The sequence below is a fragment of the Qipengyuania sp. SM2512 genome, assembly GCF_054954005.1.
Map to the genome: position 1 here is coordinate 1,042,759 of NZ_CM143134.1, position 19,426 is coordinate 1,062,184.

17 protein-coding genes are annotated in these 19,426 nt (G+C 66.6%); 12 read left to right on the forward strand and 5 right to left on the reverse strand.

Annotated features, from left to right (window positions below):
- Nucleotides 1–165: 165 nt before the first annotated feature.
- The 8 genes from ACQ5J0_RS05310 to ACQ5J0_RS05345 all read left to right on the forward strand — a co-directional run bounded on the left by ACQ5J0_RS05310 (nucleotide 166) and on the right by ACQ5J0_RS05345 (nucleotide 9,988).
- Complete coding sequence (locus ACQ5J0_RS05310; RefSeq protein WP_462569492.1) at nucleotides 166–354, forward strand: hypothetical protein; 189 nt, start codon at nucleotides 166–168, stop codon at nucleotides 352–354.
- A complete protein-coding gene (locus ACQ5J0_RS05315) occupies nucleotides 351–971 on the forward strand; it encodes a hypothetical protein (RefSeq protein ID WP_462569493.1) in 621 nt (206 codons plus the stop codon). The genes ACQ5J0_RS05310 and ACQ5J0_RS05315 overlap by 4 nt, the downstream gene beginning before the upstream one ends.
- Nucleotides 968–1,159 (forward strand): helix-turn-helix transcriptional regulator, encoded by a 192-nt coding sequence (locus tag ACQ5J0_RS05320; RefSeq protein ID WP_462569494.1) that lies wholly within the window; start codon nucleotides 968–970, stop codon nucleotides 1,157–1,159. Before ACQ5J0_RS05315 ends, ACQ5J0_RS05320 begins: the two co-directional genes overlap by 4 nt.
- A 61-nt stretch (nucleotides 1,160–1,220) precedes the next feature.
- Nucleotides 1,221–1,973, forward strand: coding sequence for an alpha/beta fold hydrolase (locus ACQ5J0_RS05325; protein WP_462569495.1), 753 nt, complete (start codon nucleotides 1,221–1,223; stop codon nucleotides 1,971–1,973).
- Nucleotides 1,970–2,821, forward strand: a complete 852-nt coding sequence (locus tag ACQ5J0_RS05330; protein WP_462569496.1) for a tetratricopeptide repeat protein — start codon at nucleotides 1,970–1,972, stop codon at nucleotides 2,819–2,821. The genes ACQ5J0_RS05325 and ACQ5J0_RS05330 overlap by 4 nt, the downstream gene beginning before the upstream one ends.
- On the forward strand, nucleotides 2,818–3,801 hold the full coding sequence (locus ACQ5J0_RS05335) for an LLM class flavin-dependent oxidoreductase (protein ID WP_462569497.1): 984 nt from the start codon (nucleotides 2,818–2,820) through the stop codon (nucleotides 3,799–3,801). Before ACQ5J0_RS05330 ends, ACQ5J0_RS05335 begins: the two co-directional genes overlap by 4 nt.
- A 209-nt stretch (nucleotides 3,802–4,010) precedes the next feature.
- Nucleotides 4,011–8,717 (forward strand): NAD-glutamate dehydrogenase, encoded by a 4,707-nt coding sequence (locus ACQ5J0_RS05340; RefSeq protein WP_462569498.1) that lies wholly within the window; start codon nucleotides 4,011–4,013, stop codon nucleotides 8,715–8,717.
- A 44-nt stretch (nucleotides 8,718–8,761) separates the two neighbouring features.
- Nucleotides 8,762–9,988, forward strand: coding sequence for an NAD(P)/FAD-dependent oxidoreductase (locus tag ACQ5J0_RS05345; protein WP_462569499.1), 1,227 nt, complete (start codon nucleotides 8,762–8,764; stop codon nucleotides 9,986–9,988).
- Here the strand turns inward: ACQ5J0_RS05345 and queG are convergent.
- Nucleotides 9,972–11,033, reverse strand: a complete 1,062-nt coding sequence (queG, locus tag ACQ5J0_RS05350) for a tRNA epoxyqueuosine(34) reductase QueG (RefSeq protein ID WP_462569500.1) — start codon at nucleotides 11,031–11,033, stop codon at nucleotides 9,972–9,974. The genes ACQ5J0_RS05345 and queG overlap by 17 nt on opposite strands.
- 45 nt (nucleotides 11,034–11,078) lie before the next feature.
- Here queG and ACQ5J0_RS05355 point away from each other — a divergent pair, with 45 nt between their 5' ends.
- The 4 genes from ACQ5J0_RS05355 (at nucleotide 11,079) to msrB (ending at nucleotide 15,337) form a co-directional block, all read left to right on the forward strand.
- Nucleotides 11,079–12,101, forward strand: a complete 1,023-nt coding sequence (locus tag ACQ5J0_RS05355; RefSeq protein ID WP_462569501.1) for an ABC transporter ATP-binding protein — start codon at nucleotides 11,079–11,081, stop codon at nucleotides 12,099–12,101.
- On the forward strand, nucleotides 12,098–13,318 hold the full coding sequence (locus ACQ5J0_RS05360; RefSeq protein WP_462569502.1) for an ABC transporter permease: 1,221 nt from the start codon (nucleotides 12,098–12,100) through the stop codon (nucleotides 13,316–13,318). Before ACQ5J0_RS05355 ends, ACQ5J0_RS05360 begins: the two co-directional genes overlap by 4 nt.
- A gap of 116 nt (nucleotides 13,319–13,434) precedes the next feature.
- On the forward strand, nucleotides 13,435–14,757 hold the full coding sequence (locus ACQ5J0_RS05365) for a cytochrome P450 (RefSeq protein WP_462569503.1): 1,323 nt from the start codon (nucleotides 13,435–13,437) through the stop codon (nucleotides 14,755–14,757).
- A 67-nt stretch (nucleotides 14,758–14,824) separates the two neighbouring features.
- Nucleotides 14,825–15,337: a peptide-methionine (R)-S-oxide reductase MsrB gene (gene msrB, locus ACQ5J0_RS05370; RefSeq protein ID WP_462569504.1), complete on the forward strand. Its 513-nt coding sequence runs from the start codon at nucleotides 14,825–14,827 to the stop codon at nucleotides 15,335–15,337.
- A 55-nt stretch (nucleotides 15,338–15,392) separates the two neighbouring features.
- Here the strand turns inward: msrB and ACQ5J0_RS05375 are convergent, their stop codons facing one another.
- The 4 genes from ACQ5J0_RS05375 to ACQ5J0_RS05390 all read right to left on the reverse strand — a co-directional run bounded on the left by ACQ5J0_RS05375 (nucleotide 15,393) and on the right by ACQ5J0_RS05390 (nucleotide 18,687).
- On the reverse strand, nucleotides 15,393–16,028 hold the full coding sequence (locus tag ACQ5J0_RS05375) for a PilZ domain-containing protein (protein ID WP_462569505.1): 636 nt from the start codon (nucleotides 16,026–16,028) through the stop codon (nucleotides 15,393–15,395).
- A gap of 638 nt (nucleotides 16,029–16,666) precedes the next feature.
- Complete coding sequence (locus ACQ5J0_RS05380; protein WP_462569506.1) at nucleotides 16,667–17,194, reverse strand: hypothetical protein; 528 nt, start codon at nucleotides 17,192–17,194, stop codon at nucleotides 16,667–16,669.
- Nucleotides 17,195–17,327: 133 nt separating this feature from the next.
- Nucleotides 17,328–17,513, reverse strand: a complete 186-nt coding sequence (locus ACQ5J0_RS05385) for an alpha/beta fold hydrolase (RefSeq protein ID WP_462569507.1) — start codon at nucleotides 17,511–17,513, stop codon at nucleotides 17,328–17,330.
- A 100-nt stretch (nucleotides 17,514–17,613) separates the two neighbouring features.
- Nucleotides 17,614–18,687 (reverse strand): glutamine synthetase beta-grasp domain-containing protein, encoded by a 1,074-nt coding sequence (locus tag ACQ5J0_RS05390; RefSeq protein ID WP_462569508.1) that lies wholly within the window; start codon nucleotides 18,685–18,687, stop codon nucleotides 17,614–17,616.
- Nucleotides 18,688–19,426: the final 739 nt, after the last annotated feature.

Consider the following 19,426-nt stretch of genomic DNA (forward strand, 5'->3'; position numbering starts at 1 on the left):
GGCAATTCTCCTCCAGAGTCACGGCGCAGTGACCCCGCGCTGTGACTGCATCGTGACAGGAATGCCAGGAGGGATCCCTCGCCGAGGCGCCATGGAAAGCACGCTTGACACAGAGCGTCCACATATGACAAGTAAGCTTTACCAACTTACAAGGGGGCTTGACCAATGTCGACCATCACCAAGGCATTCTGCTGGGCCGCCGCCATCATCGCGGTAGCCATTGCGGGCCGCGTCCACCTCATTCCGGCGGAATCGGCCCGGACCTTGACCATCGTCCTGCCCGTGCTCGCGGTAGTGTCGCTGTTCAAATCGCGCAGCTGCGCCGTCGCCCGCCTTCGGAGCAACCGGGCATGAGCGGAACGAAAGAAAAGAGCACCGGACGATCGGCGCGGTTCTGGGCAGGCCTGCTGCTGGGCACCCTGGGCGCCATTGCCGGTCTCGCCTTGAGCGGCGCGATCGATGCGGACACCGCGCTGGTGCTGATGCTGGTCCCCGTAATCCAGACGATCCCGCTGATGCGCGCCGCCGGACGTCGCCGCGACGGATCGGCGGGCAGCCTATGCGGCAAGGGCGAAGCCCAGAAGCGCTACACCAAGCGTGTGGCGCTGTTCACCGCGCTGTACCTGCTCTCCTTCGGCGTCCTCACCTTCGCGACCGCCGACAGCGAACCCGCCTTCGCGCTGCGTTCGGTGCTGGCGGTGCTGCCCGGGCTGGCGGTGATCGGCATCTTCTGGGCGGTCGGCCGGCTGATCCTTGAGGAGCAGGACGAATTCATCCGCATGCTGGTCGTGCGCCAGTCGCTTATCGCCACCGGGATCGCGCTCAGCGCGGCGACGGTCTGGGGGTTCCTCGAAGCCGCGGACGTGGTGCCGCATCTCGACGCCTATTGGGTCGCGGTGGCATGGTTTCTCGGCCTGTTCGTCGGCGCGCTGTCCAACCGGATCGAATATGGTTCGTGGGGCGCGGTATGAAGAACCGCCTCAAGGTCCTGCGCGCCGAGCGCGACTGGAGTCAGCAGGCGCTTGCCGACCGGCTTGAGGTCAGCCGCCAGAGCGTCAACGCGATCGAAACCGGGCGCTACGACCCCTCGCTGCCGCTCGCCTTCCGCATCGCCGATGTGTTCGACATGCCGATCGAGGCGATCTTCCTGCGCGACTGAGTTGTGCGAGCGTGCTCTGACGGTTGCATTCGCGGCGCGCGGGGCCGAGAAGCGCGCGTCCATGACCGACACCCCGCAATTCCATGCCCTCCCCGATGGCCGCCGGATCGCCTACCGGATCAATCGCGGAAGCGGGCCGGCGCTGGTATTCCTGCCGGGCTACATGTCCGACATGGCAGGGAGCAAGGCGACTGCACTGTTCGACTGGGCCAGCTCGCGAAACCGGACCTGTCTGCTGTTCGACTATTCGGGCTGCGGCGAAAGCTCGGGCCAATTCGCCGACGGGACTCTGACGCGCTGGCGTGACGAGGTTCTCGGTCTGATCGAAGCGCTGATCGATGGCTCCGTGATCGTGATCGGCTCGTCGATGGGCGGCTGGCTGATGCTGCTGGTCGGCGAGGCGCTGGGCGCGCGGCTGGCGGGGCTGGTCGGCATCGCCGCGGCGCCCGACTTCACGCAGTGGGGCCGCTCGGCGCAGGACAAGGCGCGGCTCGAGGCGGGCGAGACCCTGCTCGATCCCAACCCCTACGGCCCCGAACCCACCCCGCTTCACCCCGGCTTCTTCGCCGATGGCCAGGCCAATCTGCTGCTGGAAGAGACGATCGCGCTCGATTGTCCGGTCCGCCTGATCCACGGCCAGCGCGACAGCGACGTGCCCTGGGAGATCAGTCTGCGCCTCGCGAAGGCGCTGCGTTCGGACGATATACAGGTCACCCTCGTCAAGGACGGCGATCACCGCCTGTCGCGCGATTCCGATATCGCGCTCCTGCTGAGACAGGTCGAAACCCTCAGTGCCAAAGGGAGCCACACGTGACCATCGCCGCCGCACTTCTGCTTGCCATGCAGGTCGGGCCCAATCCCGCCTCGACACCGCCGCTCGGGGCGCCCCCCGAACTCGAGGAGCAGCGCGCGCGCAGCGCTGCAGCCAGCGCGCCGCGGACCGCGCAGACTCCCTCGCGCCTCGTCGAATGCCTGCGACTCGCCGCCGATGATGCCGAATCGGCCTATGACAGTGCGACCAGCTGGCGCGCCAATGCGCGCGATGCGGAACGCGCGCAGGCGGCGCATTGCCAGGGTCTCGCGCTGGTCCGGATGGAGCGCTACCCCGAGGCGCGCGACATTTTCGCGGTCGCGCGTGGCGAGGTGGGCGACGACAACCCGACCTATCGCGCGCGGCTCGGCGCGATGGCGGGCAACGCCGCGATGGCGGGGCGGGAGGCGAGTGCAGCAATTCCGCATTTCGAACGCGCGATCGTGGATGCCAACATCGCCGGGCAGAACGACATCGCCGCCGGTCTCGAGATCGATCTAGCGCGGGCGCTGGTCGCCGCCGAACGCCCCGAGGACGCCATGGCCGCGCTCGACCGCGCGCGAGAAGCCGGCCCCGGCGATCCGCGTGCATGGCTGCTCTCGGCCAAGCTGTCGCGCCAATTGGGACGGCTGATGGAAGCCCAGCGACAGGTCGAGCAGGCTGCGGTGCTCGCGCCGCGCGATCCTGCCGTCGGGCTCGAAGCCGGGGTCATCGCCGCGCTCGCCAACCGCACCGAGGATGCGCGGCGCAGTTTCGAATCGGTCTTGCTCGTCGCTCCCGATGGCGCGGAAGCAGACCGCGCGCGCGCCTATCTCGCGCAATTGTCCGCCGAAGGAAATTCCCCGCAATGACCGATTTTTCGATTCTCGACCTGGTGCCCGTGCGTGAAGGCGGATCGCTGGAAGAGGCTTTCGCCGCCGCGGTCGATCTCGCGCGCGTCGCCGAGAAGGCAGGTTGCACGCGCTTCTGGGTTGCCGAACACCACGCCATGGCGGGAATCGCGGGCGGCGCGACCTCGGTCGTGCTCGCGCATATCGGTAATGCCACCTCGAGCATCCGGATCGGCTCGGGCGGCATCATGCTGCCCAACCACACCCCGTTCCAGATCGCCGAGCAGTTCGGCACGCTGGCGGCGCTGTTCCCGGGCCGCGTCGATCTCGGGCTGGGCCGCGCACCCGGCGCCGGGCCCGAGCTCCAGCGCGCGCTGCGCAAGGACCTCCACCGCGCCGCCGAAATGTTCCCGCAGGACGTGGTCGAATTGCGCGCCTATCTCGAAGGCGATCCGAACCTGCCGATCCAGGCGACACCCGGACAGGGCGCCGATGTCGAGCTGTGGATGCTGGGCTCGAGCTTGTTCGGGGCGCAGCTCGCCGCCCGGCTGGGTCTTCCCTATGCCTTCGCCAGCCATTTCGCGCCCGACCATCTCGATGCCGCGCTCGAGCTCTACCGGCGCAATTTCGAGCCTTCGGCGGCGCTCGACCGCCCGCATGTCATGGCTGCGATGAATCTCTTCTGCGCCGAGGACGAAGCCGAGGCCGAACGCATCGCCAGTTCGCAGCTACAATCCTTCGTCCGGCTGCGCACCGGCTCGCCGGGCAAGCTGCCGCCGCCGATCGAGGGCTATCGCGGCACGCTGCCCGCCAACGCCCGCGCCATGCTCGATCATATCGGACAGGCGAGCGCGGTGGGCACGCCGGCGCAGGTGCGCGAGGCGATCCAGGGCTTCGTCGCTCGCACCGGCGCCGACGAGATCATGCTGGCGGGCGCGACCTTCGATCCCCAAGCGCGGACCCGCTCGCTCGAACTGGCGATGGACGCGCTGCAAGACTGACCCTGCCCGCCCGCTCGCCCGGCCGTCCTCGGGTCGCTCCGTCTCGCTCAAGCAACGCCGCAACCCTTTCCGCCAAAGGTTGCGGCGCGACCCTGCGAGCCTTGCTTGCGGCAGCGCGAGGACCGGACTAGGGGCGGACACGTCAGGCGCGGCAAACACCGCGCTGCAGCCATTCCGGGCCGATGAGAGAGGGCCCGCTGAGAGGATACATGGGTTCGACTAAAGCTGCCAAAGGGCAGAAACCCGCCATTCCCGCCGGAGTGGTCGAATCGCTTGCCGCGCGCATGGAGGAATCGCTCCTTCCCGGCGATGGCGACATGGCCCGCGACCGGCTCGTGGAAGCTGCCCGCTTCGTCGCCGAAGCCGGGTTTCAGCGCCAGCCGGGGCGCGCTGCCATCGTGCTCGAATCCGCCGCCGAAGAGCGCCGCTTCATGCGTATCGCGCTGGTCAACGACGATATGCCGTTCCTGGTCGATTCGACCGCCAACGCCATCGCCGCCACCGGGCTGGCGATCGATCGCCTGGTGCACCCGGTGGTCCCGGTCGAACGCAATGGCGACGAAGAGCTGACCCGGGTTCTCGACAGCGATCCCGACGACGCGGCCTACGAATCGATGATCTACATCGAGACCTCGCGGGTCGATGCCCGCCAGCGCCGCGAATTGCTGGCGACCCTGCGCGAAACGCTGGCCGATGTCCGGGCTGCGGTGAACGACTGGCCGCAATTGCAGGAGGTCATGCTCGCCGACGCCAAGCGGCTCGAGGACGAGGAAGCCACAGCGCTGCTCGAATGGCTCAACAACGGCATGCTGACCCAGCTCGGTCATCTCGAGCGTCACCGCGACGGGACCGTCGTCGCCGCGCACGGCATCTGCCGCAAGAGCGCGCAGGACCTGCTCGCGGACACTTCCTACGACCGCGCCTTCGCCTGGTTCGACGACCCCGAGAAGGCCCGCGCGCTGCTGATCATCAAGGCCAACCGCCTCGCCCGCGTCCATCGCCGGGTCCCGCTCGACCTGTTCATCGTGCCGCGCCGCGAGAGCGGCAAGACCGTCGCGCTGTCGATCCATGCCGGGGTCTGGACCAGCGCGGCCCTCGCTGCGCCGCCGCGCACCGTTCCGCGGCTGCGAGCCCAGGTCGATGCGATCATGGAGCGGCTCGATTTCGATGTCGGCGGCCATGCCGGCAAGGCGCTGGTCCATGCGCTGACGACGCTGCCGCACGATCTGCTGATCGGGTTTTCGGATCACGATGTCGAACGCGTCGCCACCACCATGATGGCGTTGGTCGATCGCCCGCGCACCCGGCTGGCACTGGTCGAGGCGCCGCTGGCGCGGCACCTGTTCGCCTTCGTCTGGCTGCCGCGCGACATGCTGGCGACGCAGGTCCGCCTGCAGATCCAGGCGCTGCTCGAGGAAGGCGCAGGCGCGAAACTGCTCGACTGGAGCCTCGAAGTCGAGGGCGGCAATCTGGCGATGCTGCGCTTCGTGCTCGACATCCGCGATGGGAGCGATTCGCCCGACGAAAAGGCGCTCGACGAGCGGCTGCAGACGATGCTGCGCGGCTGGGGCGAAGCGGTCGAGAGCGAGCTGGCGACGCTGGGCGAGGCGAACCGCGCCGCCGCGATCGCATCGCGCTGGGCCGAGGCCTTCCCGACCGCATTTCGCGCCCAGTTCGGCCCCGCAGAGGCGGCGACCGATATCACCCGCCTGCGAGCGCTCGGGGTTCATGCCGAGCGCGGCGATCAGTGGCAGCGCGATGCGCGGATTTATCTCTGCCAGCAGAACAGCGGCGCGCAGTGCCTGCGGCTCAAGCTGTATCAGGCCGAAGGCAGCATGCCGCTTTCCGATGCCGTGCCCGCACTCGAGAACTTCGGTTTCCACGTCGACACCGAAATGCCCACCGTGCTCGACGACGGCAAGCTCGGCACGATCCACGATTTCGCCCTGACGCTCTCCTCGGGCGTCGAGGCCGAGGAACTGGTCGAGCGGGCCGAGGAAATCGAGCAGGCCGTCGCCGCCGTGCTCAACGGCGAGGCGGAAAGCGATCCCTTCAACCGCCTCGTTCCCGAAGCCTCGCTGAGCGCGCGCGAGGCGGATCTGCTGCGCGCCTTCTATCGCTATCTGCGCCAGGCGGGGATGGGCTTCACCATCTACACCGTGGTCGACGCGCTGCGCGGTGCGCCCGATGTCACCCGCGCGCTGATCGCGCTGTTCACCGCGCGCCACGATCCCGCCTTCGGCCCGGGCCGCGAGCAGGCGATCGAGGATGCGCGCGAGGCGGTCAAACGCGGCCTCGCCAAGGTCAAGGCGATCAACGACGACCGTCTGCTGCGGCTCTACAACGCGCTGATCGACGCGATTCTGCGCACCAATGCCTTCGCGCCTGCGGGCAACGAAGCGCTGGCGTTCAAGATCGAATCGGCGCTCGTTCCCAACCTTCCGCGGCCGATCCCCTGGCGCGAGATCTTTGTCTATTCGCGGCGGATCGAGGGTATCCACCTGCGCGCCGGAGCGATCGCGCGCGGGGGCCTGCGCTGGTCCGACCGGCGCGACGATTTCCGCACCGAGGTCCTGGGCCTGATGAAAGCGCAGCGGGTCAAGAACGCGGTCATCGTGCCGACCGGAGCCAAGGGCGGTTTCTATCCCAAGCTGTTGCCCGATCCCATCGCCGACCGCGATGGCTGGGCCGCCGAGGGTCAGGCCAGCTACGAAGTCTTCATCCGGACGCTGCTGTCGATCACCGACAACATTGTCGACGACGAGGTGGTCCATCCCGAGGATGTCGTCATCCTCGACGGCGAGGACCCCTATTTTGTGGTCGCCGCCGACAAGGGCACCGCGCGCTTCTCCGATGTGGCCAACGCGATCGCCGAGGACCGCGGCTTCTGGCTTGACGATGCCTTCGCGAGCGGCGGCTCCAACGGCTACGACCACAAAGCCATGGGCATCACCGCGCGCGGCGCCTGGGTCTCGGTCCAGCGGCATTTCCGCGAGATGGGTATCGACGTCCAGACCGATCCGATCGAGGTCGTTGGCTGCGGCGACATGTCTGGCGACGTGTTCGGCAATGGCATGCTGCTGTCGAAAACCATCAAGCTGGTCGCCGCCTTCGACCACCGGCATATCTTCATCGATCCCGATCCCGATCCGGCCGCCAGCTGGCAAGAGCGCAGCCGTTTGTTCGAGCTGACCCGGTCGAGCTGGGACGATTACGACAAGGATCTGATCTCGCGCGGCGGCGGCGTGTTCCCGCGCGACGCCAAGAGCCTCAAGCTGTCCAAGGCGGCGCAGAAGGCGCTCGGTATCGACCAGAAGGAGATCGATCCCGAAACTCTGATCTCGGCGATCCTCAAGGCGCCGGTCGACCTGATCTGGTTCGGCGGCATCGGCACCTATCTCAAGGCCGCACATGAGAACAATGTTCAGGTCGGGGACCCGAGCAACGACAGCGTGCGCATCGACGCGAACGATGTCCGCGCCCGGGTGATCGGCGAAGGCGCCAATCTGGGCGGGACGCAGGCGGCGCGAATCGAGTTCTCGCTCAAGGGCGGGCGGATCAACACCGATTTCATCGACAATTCGGCCGGGGTCGATTGTTCGGACAATGAGGTCAACATCAAGATCGCGCTCGCTGCCGCCCGGCGCGCGGGGCGCATTTCCGAACCCAAGCGCAATGCTCTGCTCGAGGAGATGACCGAGGAAGTCGCCGAACTCGTGCTCGAAGACAATCGCCTGCAGGCGCTCGCATTGTCGGTGGCGGAAATCGGCGGCGCGCGCTCTGCCGAAGCGCAATTGCGGCTGATCGAGACGCTCGAGGAAAACGGCAAGCTCGACCGCAAGACCGAAGGGCTGGCCGATCACGACGTGCTCGGTCGCCGGGCTAGCGAGGGCCTGGGGCTCACCCGCCCCGAGCTGGCGGTCCTGCTTTCTTCCACCAAGCTGGCGCTGCAGGATGCCATCGAGACGAGCCCGCTGTCCGAGAACGCAGCGCTCGAACCCATGCTGCTCAAGGCCTTCCCGACGCAGATGCGCGATCGCTACAAGCCCCAGATCCTCACGCACCGGCTGCGCCGAGAACTGATCGCGACCAAGCTTGCCAATCTGATCGTCAACCGCATCGGTCTGGTGCACCCCTTCGAACTCGCCGAAGAGGAAGGCGTGACGCTGGACCAGGTCGCGGGGGCTTTCGTGGTCGCCGAGAAGCTGTTCGGGCTGGATTCGCTCTGGGCTGCGATCGACGATGCGGCCATGCCCGAGCGCGCGCGGCTGCTGCTGTTCGACCGCACCGCCAAGGGCATGCGGATGCAGATGGCCGATCTGCTCAGCGCCGGCGTCGGAGCCGCCGACCCCGGCGAAAGTCTCGAAGCCTTCGGCCCGGGGGTGCGGACGCTTTCCGACGCTTCCGCCAGCCTGCTTGCGGAGGAAAGCCGCCAGCAATCGGTCCGGCTGTCCGACGAGCTCTCCGATGCCGGTGCGCCGGCGGACCTCGCGGAGCGGGTAGCGCATCTGTTCGAGCTCGACGGCGCGGTCGGGCTCGCCAAGCTGGCGCGCGAGCACGAGATCGATCCTCTGGACCTGACCAAGGCCTTCACCGGCCTGGGAGCCTCTCTGGGGCTCGACTGGGCGCAGGCGACCTCGGCGATGATGAATCCCGCCGATGTCTGGGAACGCCTGCTCGTCGCCGGTCTGGCGCGCGATTTCCAGCAGATGCGGCTCGACTTCCTGCGCCGCCTGTCGCGCCGCAAGGGCGCCAAGGAGGACATGCCGGCGATGGTCGATAAATGGGCTGCGGAGCATGTGGTCGCGGTGCGCCAGTTCCGCACCATGATCGGGCGCGCGCAGACGCAGACGCCGGTCGCGCCCGCAGTGCTCGCGCAGGTCGCCAGCATGGCGCGCAATCTGCTGTGTCGTTAGGCGCGGCTTGACCCGCCTGGCCATAACCGCGACATCGCTCGGCGATGGATAGCGCCGATATCGTCATCGTGGGCTCGGGCCATGGAGCCGCGCAGGCGGCGATCGCCTTGCGCCAGCAGGGTCACGATCAGTCGATCCTGATGATCACCCGCGACCGGACGCCGCCCTACGAGCGCCCGCCGCTGTCGAAGGAATATCTCGCCGGCGAAAAGCCGCTCGAGCGCATCATGATTCGCAAGCCCGAATTCTGGGCCGAGCGCGGCATCGAGATTGAGCTGGGCGCCAATGTCTCCGAGGTGGATTCGCTGGCGCACGAAGTCGTCCTCGGCGACGGACGCCGGATCGGCTACCGCAAGCTTATCTGGGCTGCCGGCGGCGACCCGCGCCGCTTGTCCTGCCCGGGCGCCGACCTTGCCGGCATCCACGCCATTCGCAGCCGCACCGATGTCGACACGCTGCGTGCGCAGATCGAGAAGGGCGCGCGGCGAGCGGTCGTGGTCGGCGGCGGCTATATCGGCCTCGAAGTGGCCGCCGTGCTGCGCAAGCTGGGCTGTTCGGTCACGCTGCTCGAAAACCAGGACCGCGTCCTCGGACGCGTCGCGGGCGAGGCGTTGAGCGCTTTCTATCAGGACGAGCATCGCCGCCAGGGCGTCGAGCTGCGGCTCTCGACCGGGGTCGAGCGGATCGAGGGCGAGGACGGGCGCGTCACCTCCGTGCTCGCCGACAATGGCGAGAGCTTCCCCTGCGAGATCGTGGTGGTGGGCATCGGTATCGTCGCGGCGGTCGGCCCGCTGATCGCTGCGGGGGCTGCGGGAACCAATGGCGTCGATGTCGACGAATTCTGTCGCACCTCGATCGACGACGTCTACGCGATCGGCGACTGCGCCGCGCATGCCAACCCCTATGCCGAAAACACGGTCATCCGTCTGGAATCGGTCCAGAACGCCAACGACATGGCCACCACCGCCGCCAAGGCGATCATGGGCGACAAGCAGCCCTACGACGCGGTGCCGTGGTTCTGGTCGAACCAGTATGATCTGCGGCTGCAGACCGTGGGCCTGTCGATGGACCACGATGCGGTCGTCGTGCGCGGCGATCCCGACTGGCGCAAGTTCTCGGTGATCTATCTGCGCGAAGGGCGCGTCGTCGCGCTGGACTGCGTCAACACCACCCGCGACTATGTCCAGGGGCGCAAGCTGATCGAGGCGCGCGCGGTGGTCGACCCCGCGCTGCTCGCCGACCCCGAGACCCCGCTCAAGGACCTGCTCTGAGCCGCGCGGCCGCCCAGTCGGCCGCTTCCGCAACCACCGGATCGGGATCGGCGCGCAAACCCTCGACCTGCGCCAGCAATTCGCGCCGCCCGCTGTTGCCCGCCGCATAGAGGCAATTGCGCACGAAGCGGTTGCGTCCGACCCGCTTGATCGGGCTGCCCGAGAACAGCTGGCGAAACGAGGGATCGTCGAGCGCGAGCAGCCGCGCCAGATCGGGCGCGACCAGCTCCTCGCGCGGCAGCAGCCTGGCATGCGCCTGCGCGGTCTGCGCGAACTTGTTCCACGGGCACACCGCCAGGCAATCGTCGCAGCCGTAGATCCGATTGCCCAGAGCGGCGCGGAATTCCTCGGGGACCGGCCCCTTGTGCTCGATCGTGAGGTAGGAAATGCAGCGCCGCGCATCGAGCCGATAGGGCGCCGGGAAGGCGTCGGTGGGGCAGGCGGTCTGGCAGGCGGTGCACGAGCCGCAGCTGTCGCGCAGCGGCGCATCGGGCGCGAAGGACAGCGTCGAATAGATCGCGCCGAGGAACAGCCAGCTGCCATGCTCGCGGCTGACAAGATTGGTGTGCTTGCCCTGCCAGCCGATCCCCGCCGCCTGCCCGAGCGGCTTTTCCATCACCGGGGCGGTGTCGACGAAGACCTTGAGCTCGCTGTCGGGTTCGCGCGCGACCAGCCAGCGGGCAAGCGCCTTGAGCGCCTTCTTGACGACGTCGTGATAGTCGCGCCCCTGCGCATAGACCGAGATCCGCGCCTTGTCGGGCGCGTCCGCCAGCGCCAGCGGATCGTTCGGCGGGGCGTAGCTCATGCCCAGTGCGATCACGCTGCGCGCCTCGGGCCACAGGCCCTGCGGCGAGACGCGCTGCGCCTTGCGGGCTTCCATCCATTCCATCGAGCCGTGGCGGCCCTCGTCCAGCCATTGCTCGAGCCGCTCGGTGCGAAACGGCTCGCCCGCCGCCGTGGTGAAGCCGCAGGCGGCGAAGCCCAGCCGCCGCGCCTCGACCCGCAGATCCTGCTGCAGGGCGGCGATATGCTCGGGCGAGGACAAAACTAGCTGTTGCTCCTGTCGACGGGTCGCGGGTAACCCGTGGTCATGCTTACCCAGACCGAGGCGCCCCCGCGAGGCGAAACTTCCGCTGGTGCGCAGCGCCCGCTCCGCGAACGCCCGCTCGCGATCGAGGCGAAAGGGCTGGTCAAACGGTTCGACGGCACGCTGGCGGTGGACGGGGTCGACATATCGGTTCCCGAGGGCGCGATCTACGGCATTCTCGGGCCCAATGGCGCGGGCAAGACGACGACGCTGCGCATGCTGCTTGGGATCATCGATCCCGACGAGGGCGTGCGGCGCGTCTTCGGGCATGATCGTCCGCACGATATCGCCCGGCTGATCGGCTATCTCCCCGAGGAGCGCGGGCTCTACCCGACGATGAAATGCGACGAGGCGATCGCCTTCATGGGCGCGCTGCGCGGGCTGACGCTCGAGGAGGGCCGCCGGCGCGGGCGCGCGCTGCTCGAGGCGCATGGTCTTGGCCATGCGATCGAGCGCCAGATCCGGCAATTGTCGAAGGGCATGGCGCAGACCGTCCAGCTGCTCGGCACGCTGGTCCACCGGCCGCGGCTGGTGGTGCTCGACGAGCCCTTTTCGGGGCTCGACGCGATCAATCAGGGCAAGCTGGAAGCAATGATCCGCGTGCTGGCCGCAGAGGGCACCACGGTGATCTTCTCGACCCATGTCATCCATCACGCCGAACGCCTGTGCGACGACGTCGCGATCATCGCCGGAGGGCGGGTGCCCTATGCCGGGTCGGTCGACGCCGCGCGCGACAGCATCCCCGCGCAGGTTCGGCTCGAGACGCGCAATCGCGACGGGCGCTGGCGCAGCGCCCTGCCCGATGATGCGCGTCACGATATCAAGGCCAACGGCGCCCATTTCTGGTGTTTCCCGGTGCCCGAGTGCGGGATCGAGATGCTGCTGAGGCAACTCATCGAGGGCGAGGCGGGCGTGCTGTCGCTGTCGGTCGAACGCGCCGGGCTGCACGACGCCTTCGTCGAGATCGCCGGAGCCGCTGCCGCGCGCGCGCTCGAGCAAGACAATGCCGCCGGAGTCGACGCATGAACACTACCGACAAGAGCCGGTTGTCGCTGTGGCAGGCCGCCTGGGTGGTGGCGCGGCGCGACTTCCAGGCGATCCTGTTCAGCAAGGCCTTCCTGCTGTTCCTGCTCGGCCCCATTTTCTTCGGGGCGATCAGCGTCGGTGCGGGCATGCTGGGCGCCAAGGCGGCCGACAGCGCCGAGCCGCCGCGGCTGGCGGTGATGCTGCCCGCCGCCGAGACCGAGGCGATCCTCCGCGCGCATCGCGAACTCGATGGGCTGATCAGCATCCCCCCGATCGAGCGCGTCGCACCCGGAGAAACCGAGCCCGACGCGCTTCTTTCGGACCGCGCGCGCAATCTCGGCGCGGTGCTGACCGGCTCGCTGGCCCGGCCGCGCCTGACCGGGACGCAGGACCAGATCGAGAGCTGGCAGGGCCGCGTGTCGCTGCTGGCGGCGCGGGCGCTGGGCCCGGATGCGGCCTACCCCGTGGTCGCGCTCGAGCGGACCCGGTCGAGCATGGCGAGCACCCGCAGCGCGCAGACCGGAACCGCAACCGCGGCGATCACCCTGCTGTTCCTGCTGACCATGCTGCTGGCGGGCATGGTGCTCTCCAATCTGGTCGAGGAAAAGGCCAACAAGATCATCGAGATCCTCGCGGCGGCGATCCCGATGGATGCGGTGTTCGTCGGCAAGCTGTTCGCCATGCTGGCGATCAGCTTCGTCGGGATCGCCGTATGGGGCAGCCTTGGACTGGCCGGGCTGGCGCTCGGACCCGCGACCGGTGCCGCGCTGCCGACCCCTGCGGTCGGCTGGCCGCTCTTCGTCGCGCTGTTCGTGCTCTATTTCGCGCTCGCCTATCTGCTGATCGGATCGGTGTTCCTCACCGTGGGATCGATGGCGGCCACCGTGCGCGACGTGCAGACGCTGTCGATGCCGGCCACGATCCTGCAGCTCGCGGTGTTCTTCCTCGCCACCTTCGCGATGACCGATATCGGTTCGCCGGTGGAGCTGTTCGCGGCGGTCTTCCCGCTGTCCTCGCCCTACGCCATGGTCGGCCGCGCCGCCCAGTCGCCCGATCTGTTGCCGCATCTGGTCGCAATCGCCTGGCAGGTTGCTTGGGTGACGATCTTCGTGCGCGGCGGTGCCACGCTGTTCCGGCGGCGGGTGATGAAATCGGGTCCGGCGACAGCCAGGGGCAAACCACGCAAGGGATTGAACTGGGTTCGCGCCCGGCGGTAGCGCGCCGCTTCAGTCCCGATTTGCAACGCACTATTGACACACTTGTCAGTTAGGCGGGATAGTGCGCCGGCATCACGGAGGCGACCGCAACGAGTCGTCCCGAGCGGGAGAGTATCATGGCCACCATCGCCCCCGAGAAGCCCCGGTTCCGCACGGAACCGAGCGCATATGAAGCGCTCAAGGAGCATTTCGACCAGCATCCCGACCAGCGGATGCACCATTCGCACAAATGGGATGTCAGCCGCTCGGACATCTATGCCGAAGATCGCTGGCAGCCGATCTTTCGCGAGATGCGCGAGGCCGGACCGCTGCATTACATCCCCGAAAGCCCATTCGGTCCTTATTGGGCGGTGGTCCAGCACAAGGCGATCCAGCATATCGAGGCGCTCCCCGACCTGTTCTCCTCGAGCTGGGAGCACGGCGGGATCACCATTCTCGAGCGCGCCGAGGACATCCCCGTCGAGGAGCGGCTCGAACTGCCGATGTTCATCGCGATGGACCGCCCCAAGCACACCGGCCAGCGCCGCACCGTGGCCCCCGCCTTCACCCCGGGCGAAATGAAGCGGATGGAGGCGGATATCCGCCAGCGAACCGGCGAGCTGCTCGATTCGCTGCCGCGCGGCGAGGTGTTCGACTGGGTCGACAAGGTCTCGATCGAACTCACCACCGGGATGCTCGCGCTGCTGTTCGGCTTTCCCTGGCAGGATCGCCGCCTGCTGACACTATGGTCGGACTGGTCGGGTGACACCGAACTCGCCAGCGTGCGCGAACTCGACCAGCTCCGGCGCAGTTTCCTCCACGAGATGGCAGCCTATTTCCAGATGCTGTGGGCCGAGCGCGCGCAGCAGGATCCGCAGCCCGATCTGATCTCGATGATGATCCATTCCGAGGCGATGAACCAGCAGAGCCCGGAGGAATTCATGGGCAATCTGATCCTGCTGATCGTCGGCGGCAACGACACCACCCGCAACACGATGAGCGGGATCATCCACGGCTTCGACACCTTCCCCGATCAGCGCAAGCTGTTCGAGCAGAACCCCGAGCTCATCCCCAATGCGGTCCAGGAATGCATCCGTTTCCAGACCCCGCTGGCGCATATGCGCCGGACCTGCACCGAGGACACCGAGCAGTTCGGCCAGTTGATCAAGAAAGGCGACAAGGTGGTGCTGTGGTACCTGTCGGCCAATCGCGATGAGCAGGTGTTCGACAATCCCGACAAGCTCGACATCACCCGCGAGAACGCGCGCCGCCACCTCGCCTTTGGCTACGGCATCCACCGCTGCGTCGGCGCCAGGCTCGCCGAACTGCAGCTGCGCATACTGCTCGAGGAGATGCACAAGCGCCGCATGCGGGTCCATGTCGCTGGCGATGTCGAGCGGGTCCGCGCGAATTTCGTCCATGGCTTCCGCAAGCTCGAGGTCGAAGTCACCGAATTCTGAGCCATCCGATCGGGGAGCCGGTCGCCGTTCCGCTGCTATTCAGGGGTGATCTGCCATCCATGGGCGCATGGACCATGATCACCCCTCGCCCGCTTTCGCACTGGATCGCCGCCGCGCGCTGACGCTGTTCCGTACGGGGATCGCCTTCTCCGCTCTTTCGGCCTGCGGCGCGGGCGTCGCCGAGGCGCGCAGCTTTCCGGTCGAGCTGAGCGAGGCGCAATGGCGCCAGAAGCTGACCCGCGCCGAATTCTACGTCCTGCGCCAGGAGGGCACCGAACGCGCCTATTCCAGCCCGCTCGACAAGGAGAACCGCAAGGGTCTGTTCGCCTGCGCCGGCTGCGGCAACAAGCTCTACGCGTCGCGGACCAAATTCGACAGCGGCACCGGCTGGCCCAGTTTCTGGGCCGCGGTTCCCGGCGCGGTCGGGACCGCGCGCGACCGCAAGCTGGGCTATGCGCGCACCGAAGTGCATTGCGGAGATTGCGGCGGCCACCTCGGGCATATCTTCGACGACGGCCCCAAGCCGACCGGCAAGCGTCACTGCATCAATGGCGTGGCGATGGACTTCTTGCCCGCCTGACGCTTCGCCAGCGGCATGCCGTCCGCCTGCGCCGCTGCGTCCCCCGGGCGCTTCGTCAGGCCTCGTCGCTCCTTACCAGAGAGGGGCATTGAAATTGGGCTGCCAGCACACCGAATTCGCGCAGCGTGAACGTGTTGTCGAACACCACGCCGTAGCAATTGTCCTTGCGCCAGCGCACTTTAGCCCGGACTTCCGGCATGTGCTTGCCCTGAAGGCGGACCGTCTGATCGAGCGCCAGGCGCGCATCGCATTCGATCGAGGCGCCCTGCTGCGAAAGGTTGGAGGTGACCGCCTCGCATTTACCCGCGAGCGTCGTGACGCTGAGCGGGATGACCAGATTGAGCCTTAGCTGCCGTTTGGGATATTTCCAGGTCTCACTGATCAGACCCTCGACCTCCACCTCATCGGCAAAGGTAAAGCTCGCCTCGCGCGCATTGGAGCGAACCTTGCGCAACTCGTAGCGGTCGCCGTTCTGGAGTTCGAGATCCATAATCTCGTCGCCGGGAACATCGTGGAACATGCGCAGCGAGATGCCGGTGCTCGAAACATCGCGTATAACGCAGACGAATTCGCCATGCGCCGACACCAGTTTCGCCGCGCGGATGAGCGACGTGTAGCGCTTTGCAGCGCGCTGATCGGCTTCGGCGATTTCATCGCGTCCAGCCGTGCTGTCGATCGACAGTGAATCCATTTGCGAGCCCACCTCTGAAGCGCAGGCAAGGCCATCCCTATGGTCTCGTCGCGCGACGCAAGATGCAGCTAGGCCGAAAAGGGTTAAGGCCGCCCTAATTATCGATTCTGCGAAGAGCGGAAATTCGATTGGACGGGCCCGGTGTCGCCCCATAAAGGACAAAGGTGGGCACTCAAATCATCGGCAAATTCTCGTCTCCCTCCCCTAGCCGTGTCCGCTTTGCGCCCTCATTCCGATCATTAGGCAGCCTCATTGCCTTGCCTCTAAGCGGACAATGTGGATTGGCAGAACTGCGTCTGCGTTCAGTCCGGCTTCTGGTTCACGCATCTTTCTCATGGTCCAGACAACGCCTCCTCAGCGCTGCCAGTGAATCAGATTATCGAGCCACCGGGAATCCCCTTAATGGGTTCTGAGCCTAGCCTAACATGGCTCGTCGACGCCGGAGCCATCCCAGCCAAATCTTGGCCGCATAGAGCCTACCTGCCCCTGCGCCTCGACGGTTGTCGATAACGAGATCGGATTGTTCGACAGTGCAGGCCGCCCTGTCAGAAATAGCCCTATGGCCAAATGAACGTGGACGGGCTTGCCCTACTATCGCGCAAGCCTGATTTCGAAGGCCGAAAACCCGTGTTGGACCTTCACCGGGCGGGAAGAGCGTGGGCGGCTTGGCCTCTTGTGAGCCGAGGAGGGCTCAGCCGCATTGAACGGCGTAGCCGCGGCCTGGGGAAAGGTCCTGCCTCATGCCGCTCGCTCGAAACCGCGGTCTCGATAATCCGCGCGGCGCGAACCAGACGGGGCGCGTCGGGCAGTGTCAGGCTGCGGTAGCAGATCAGGAGCCCCTTCCGACCGTCAAACGCGGTGTAATCCTCACAGGATTGTACTCGGCAGCCGCGCCGCACCAGGACCTCGTGGCCCGTGCGCCAACGGCGAAAAACAATCGCCAGGCGCTCTAGGTCAAAGGAATTCTCTCCCCTCGCGTGGTCGTTGGCTCCGCCCACACTGCAAAACGGCTGGGCCGGGTCTTCCGTGATGACGACGATGCGAGCACCCGCGGGCAGGACCTTGCCCAACCCGTCGAGCACACGCATTGCCGGCGCGGCCGGGCCGAAAATGCAAAGATCGCACCACAGCGCACCGATCGCAGCAATTCGTGTTTCAAGTTCCATCGATCAGGCGCTCGCTTCCTCGTCATTTCACCGAGCGCCTTTGTAGGGGGAGCCCGTTGGAAGCGCCGTTGGAGCCAGCGTTGAAATCGCAGCGTACCGCGTGGAAATCCTGATGCGGCGACCGACGACCGGCTCAGTTGGCGACGAAATCGCGCACCAGGGCGACGAATTCGGCAGAGGCCGTTTCGCGGCCCAGCAGCAGATGGTTGCTGCTGTCCAGCCCTGCGAAGCGCGCGTTCGGGATCTCGGCAGCGAGATGCTTGCCGGTTTCGATAGGAATGCGCAGGTCTCCGCGGCTGTGCACGATCAATGACGGCATTCATGGGGATCGAATTCCTTGTTCGGCAATGTGGCTGCCGGGCGCCGGAGTTGTTTTTATGAAGCGCCCGGCTGCGACCAAGACGGTCGGGCGATCGCGGTCAGGCGACCAGGGCCATTCCGGTCGCCGCTTCGATATCGATTTCGAACACGGTTGCAGCGAGACGCGCAGCGACGAGATAGGGATCGGCATTGGCCCCGGGGCGGCGATCCTCGAAATAGCCCCGACCCTTACCCTCGACATCCTGCGGGATCCGTATCGACGCCCCGCGATCCGCGCCGCCAGCCTTGAACTCGCTGATTGAGCAGGTTTCGTGAAGACCGGTAAGCCGCTGCTCAAGGCCGTCGCCGTAGACAGCGATGTGAGCCTCGTGAGCATGCGCCAGCAAACGCTCGGCCTTGTGGATCGCTGCCATTCCGTCAGGAGCGCGGGTGCCGGCACAGGAAAAATTGGTATGCATGCCCGAGCCGTTCCAATCGCCGGCAACCGGTTTGTTGGCCAACGATGCGATCACGCCGTGCCGCTCGGCGACCCGGTGCAGCAGGTAACGCGCGATCCAAAGATGGTCGGCGGTGTTGAGCAGGCCAGCATCTTCTTCCGCTAGGCCGCGGTAGCCGATCTGGAACTCCCACTGCCCCGGCATCACCTCGGCGTTTAAGCCGTAATACATGAGCCCGGCATCGATACAAAGACGCGCATGCTCTTCGGCGATTTGGCGTCCGAAGGCGCGATCGCTCCCGACCGAACAGTAGTACGGTCCCTGGGGCGGCGGCAGCCCCTGGTCGGGAAAGCCCAGCGGCCGCCCGTCCTGGATCAGCGCATATTCCTGCTCGAAACCGATCCAGGCATCGCGTAGCGCGGCGCCCGCGGCGAGCACCGTGCGCAGGCCAGCCCGGGTGTTGCCGCGATGCGATCGGCCATCGCCGTCGCTCACTTCGCACAAGACCAGAATGTCGCCGGGCGAGCGAAGCGGATCGGGCATCACCGCGACGGGGACGAGGCCGCAATCGGAATCGAACCCTTCCGCTTGGCCGGTCGACGAGCCGTCGAAGCTCCAGTACGGCAGGTCACCCGGCGCGGGGAGCTCTGCAGAGAGCGGGAGAAAGCGCGTCTTCGCGCGCAACGCCTGCGTGGGAACCGCTCCATCGAGCCAGATGTATTCAGCGAGAGCCATGATGCTGTCCTTTGTCGTTCGAAAGACGTCAATTGCGCTTTGCTTCGCCTGGTTTGACCGGAGCGCGCTCAGCGAGAGCGGTCTTCGGCTCAGGGCGACAGAATCTGGTCCCGCGCGATTTCGTGTTGTGATGTGCGGGGCCGACATTGCGCCATTCGCAGATCCGGCCACTCTCTTCGCTCGTCTGCGCCACTTTGATCGCAGGAGCGTCGGCAATGCGCGGTCGGGCTTCTACTGCATCCACAATGGGAACGAGCAGAAGCAGCGTGGCACAGATGGAGATGCCGAGATGAAGCGCGGCCCGCGGACGGGGTACTGAGTATGTCACTGGTGTATCCTTCGAATTGCGATGCGCTGGTGCTACGGGTGCATCGTGGGAGCGAGGATGGTGACCAGCGTTGTAATTGCGTTGAAACCGGCTTCAGTGGGCATAATCGGGGATTTCCCGCGCGTGCGCGGGTCTGGCGAGCCAAGGGCGCCGTGCCGCCCGGCTGGTCACGCCGACCAAGGGCGACGCCGGAGAGAGCCGGTCTCTCAGGCCGCCGCCCGTTTGTTGCTCCAAGTTGAGATACCCCTAGGGATCGATCCGACAGACAGCCGATGGACCATTCCAAATGAGAAATATCGCGATCTTCGAGAGTGAGCGCGGTGCCGGGTTCGTCGTGCGCACGGCGCCATCGCCGCTCGTTTGCGCCGAGGGAGTCTGGCTGGGTCGTGCATTGGACGGTCCGATTGCAAC

Excerpts from the sequence above, each read along its gene's own strand:
- ACQ5J0_RS05380 (WP_462569506.1), bottom strand. The coding sequence starts at position 17,194 with ATGGAACTTGAAACACGAATTGCTGCGATCGGTGCGCTGTGGTGCGAT.
- msrB (WP_462569504.1), top strand. The coding sequence starts at position 14,825 with ATGGACCATGATCACCCCTCGCCCGCTTTCGCACTGGATCGCCGCCGC.
- ACQ5J0_RS05365 (WP_462569503.1), top strand. The coding sequence starts at position 13,435 with ATGGCCACCATCGCCCCCGAGAAGCCCCGGTTCCGCACGGAACCGAGC.
- ACQ5J0_RS05325 (WP_462569495.1), top strand. The coding sequence starts at position 1,221 with ATGACCGACACCCCGCAATTCCATGCCCTCCCCGATGGCCGCCGGATC.
- ACQ5J0_RS05315 (WP_462569493.1), top strand. The coding sequence starts at position 351 with ATGAGCGGAACGAAAGAAAAGAGCACCGGACGATCGGCGCGGTTCTGG.
- ACQ5J0_RS05360 (WP_462569502.1), top strand. The coding sequence starts at position 12,098 with ATGAACACTACCGACAAGAGCCGGTTGTCGCTGTGGCAGGCCGCCTGG.
- ACQ5J0_RS05385 (WP_462569507.1), bottom strand. The coding sequence starts at position 17,513 with ATGCCGTCATTGATCGTGCACAGCCGCGGAGACCTGCGCATTCCTATC.
- ACQ5J0_RS05340 (WP_462569498.1), top strand. The coding sequence starts at position 4,011 with ATGGGTTCGACTAAAGCTGCCAAAGGGCAGAAACCCGCCATTCCCGCC.
- ACQ5J0_RS05345 (WP_462569499.1), top strand. The coding sequence starts at position 8,762 with ATGGATAGCGCCGATATCGTCATCGTGGGCTCGGGCCATGGAGCCGCG.
- ACQ5J0_RS05310 (WP_462569492.1), top strand. The coding sequence starts at position 166 with ATGTCGACCATCACCAAGGCATTCTGCTGGGCCGCCGCCATCATCGCG.
- ACQ5J0_RS05320 (WP_462569494.1), top strand. The coding sequence starts at position 968 with ATGAAGAACCGCCTCAAGGTCCTGCGCGCCGAGCGCGACTGGAGTCAG.
- ACQ5J0_RS05355 (WP_462569501.1), top strand. The coding sequence starts at position 11,079 with ATGCTTACCCAGACCGAGGCGCCCCCGCGAGGCGAAACTTCCGCTGGT.
- ACQ5J0_RS05390 (WP_462569508.1), bottom strand. The coding sequence starts at position 18,687 with ATGGCTCTCGCTGAATACATCTGGCTCGATGGAGCGGTTCCCACGCAG.
- ACQ5J0_RS05375 (WP_462569505.1), bottom strand. The coding sequence starts at position 16,028 with ATGGATTCACTGTCGATCGACAGCACGGCTGGACGCGATGAAATCGCC.
- ACQ5J0_RS05335 (WP_462569497.1), top strand. The coding sequence starts at position 2,818 with ATGACCGATTTTTCGATTCTCGACCTGGTGCCCGTGCGTGAAGGCGGA.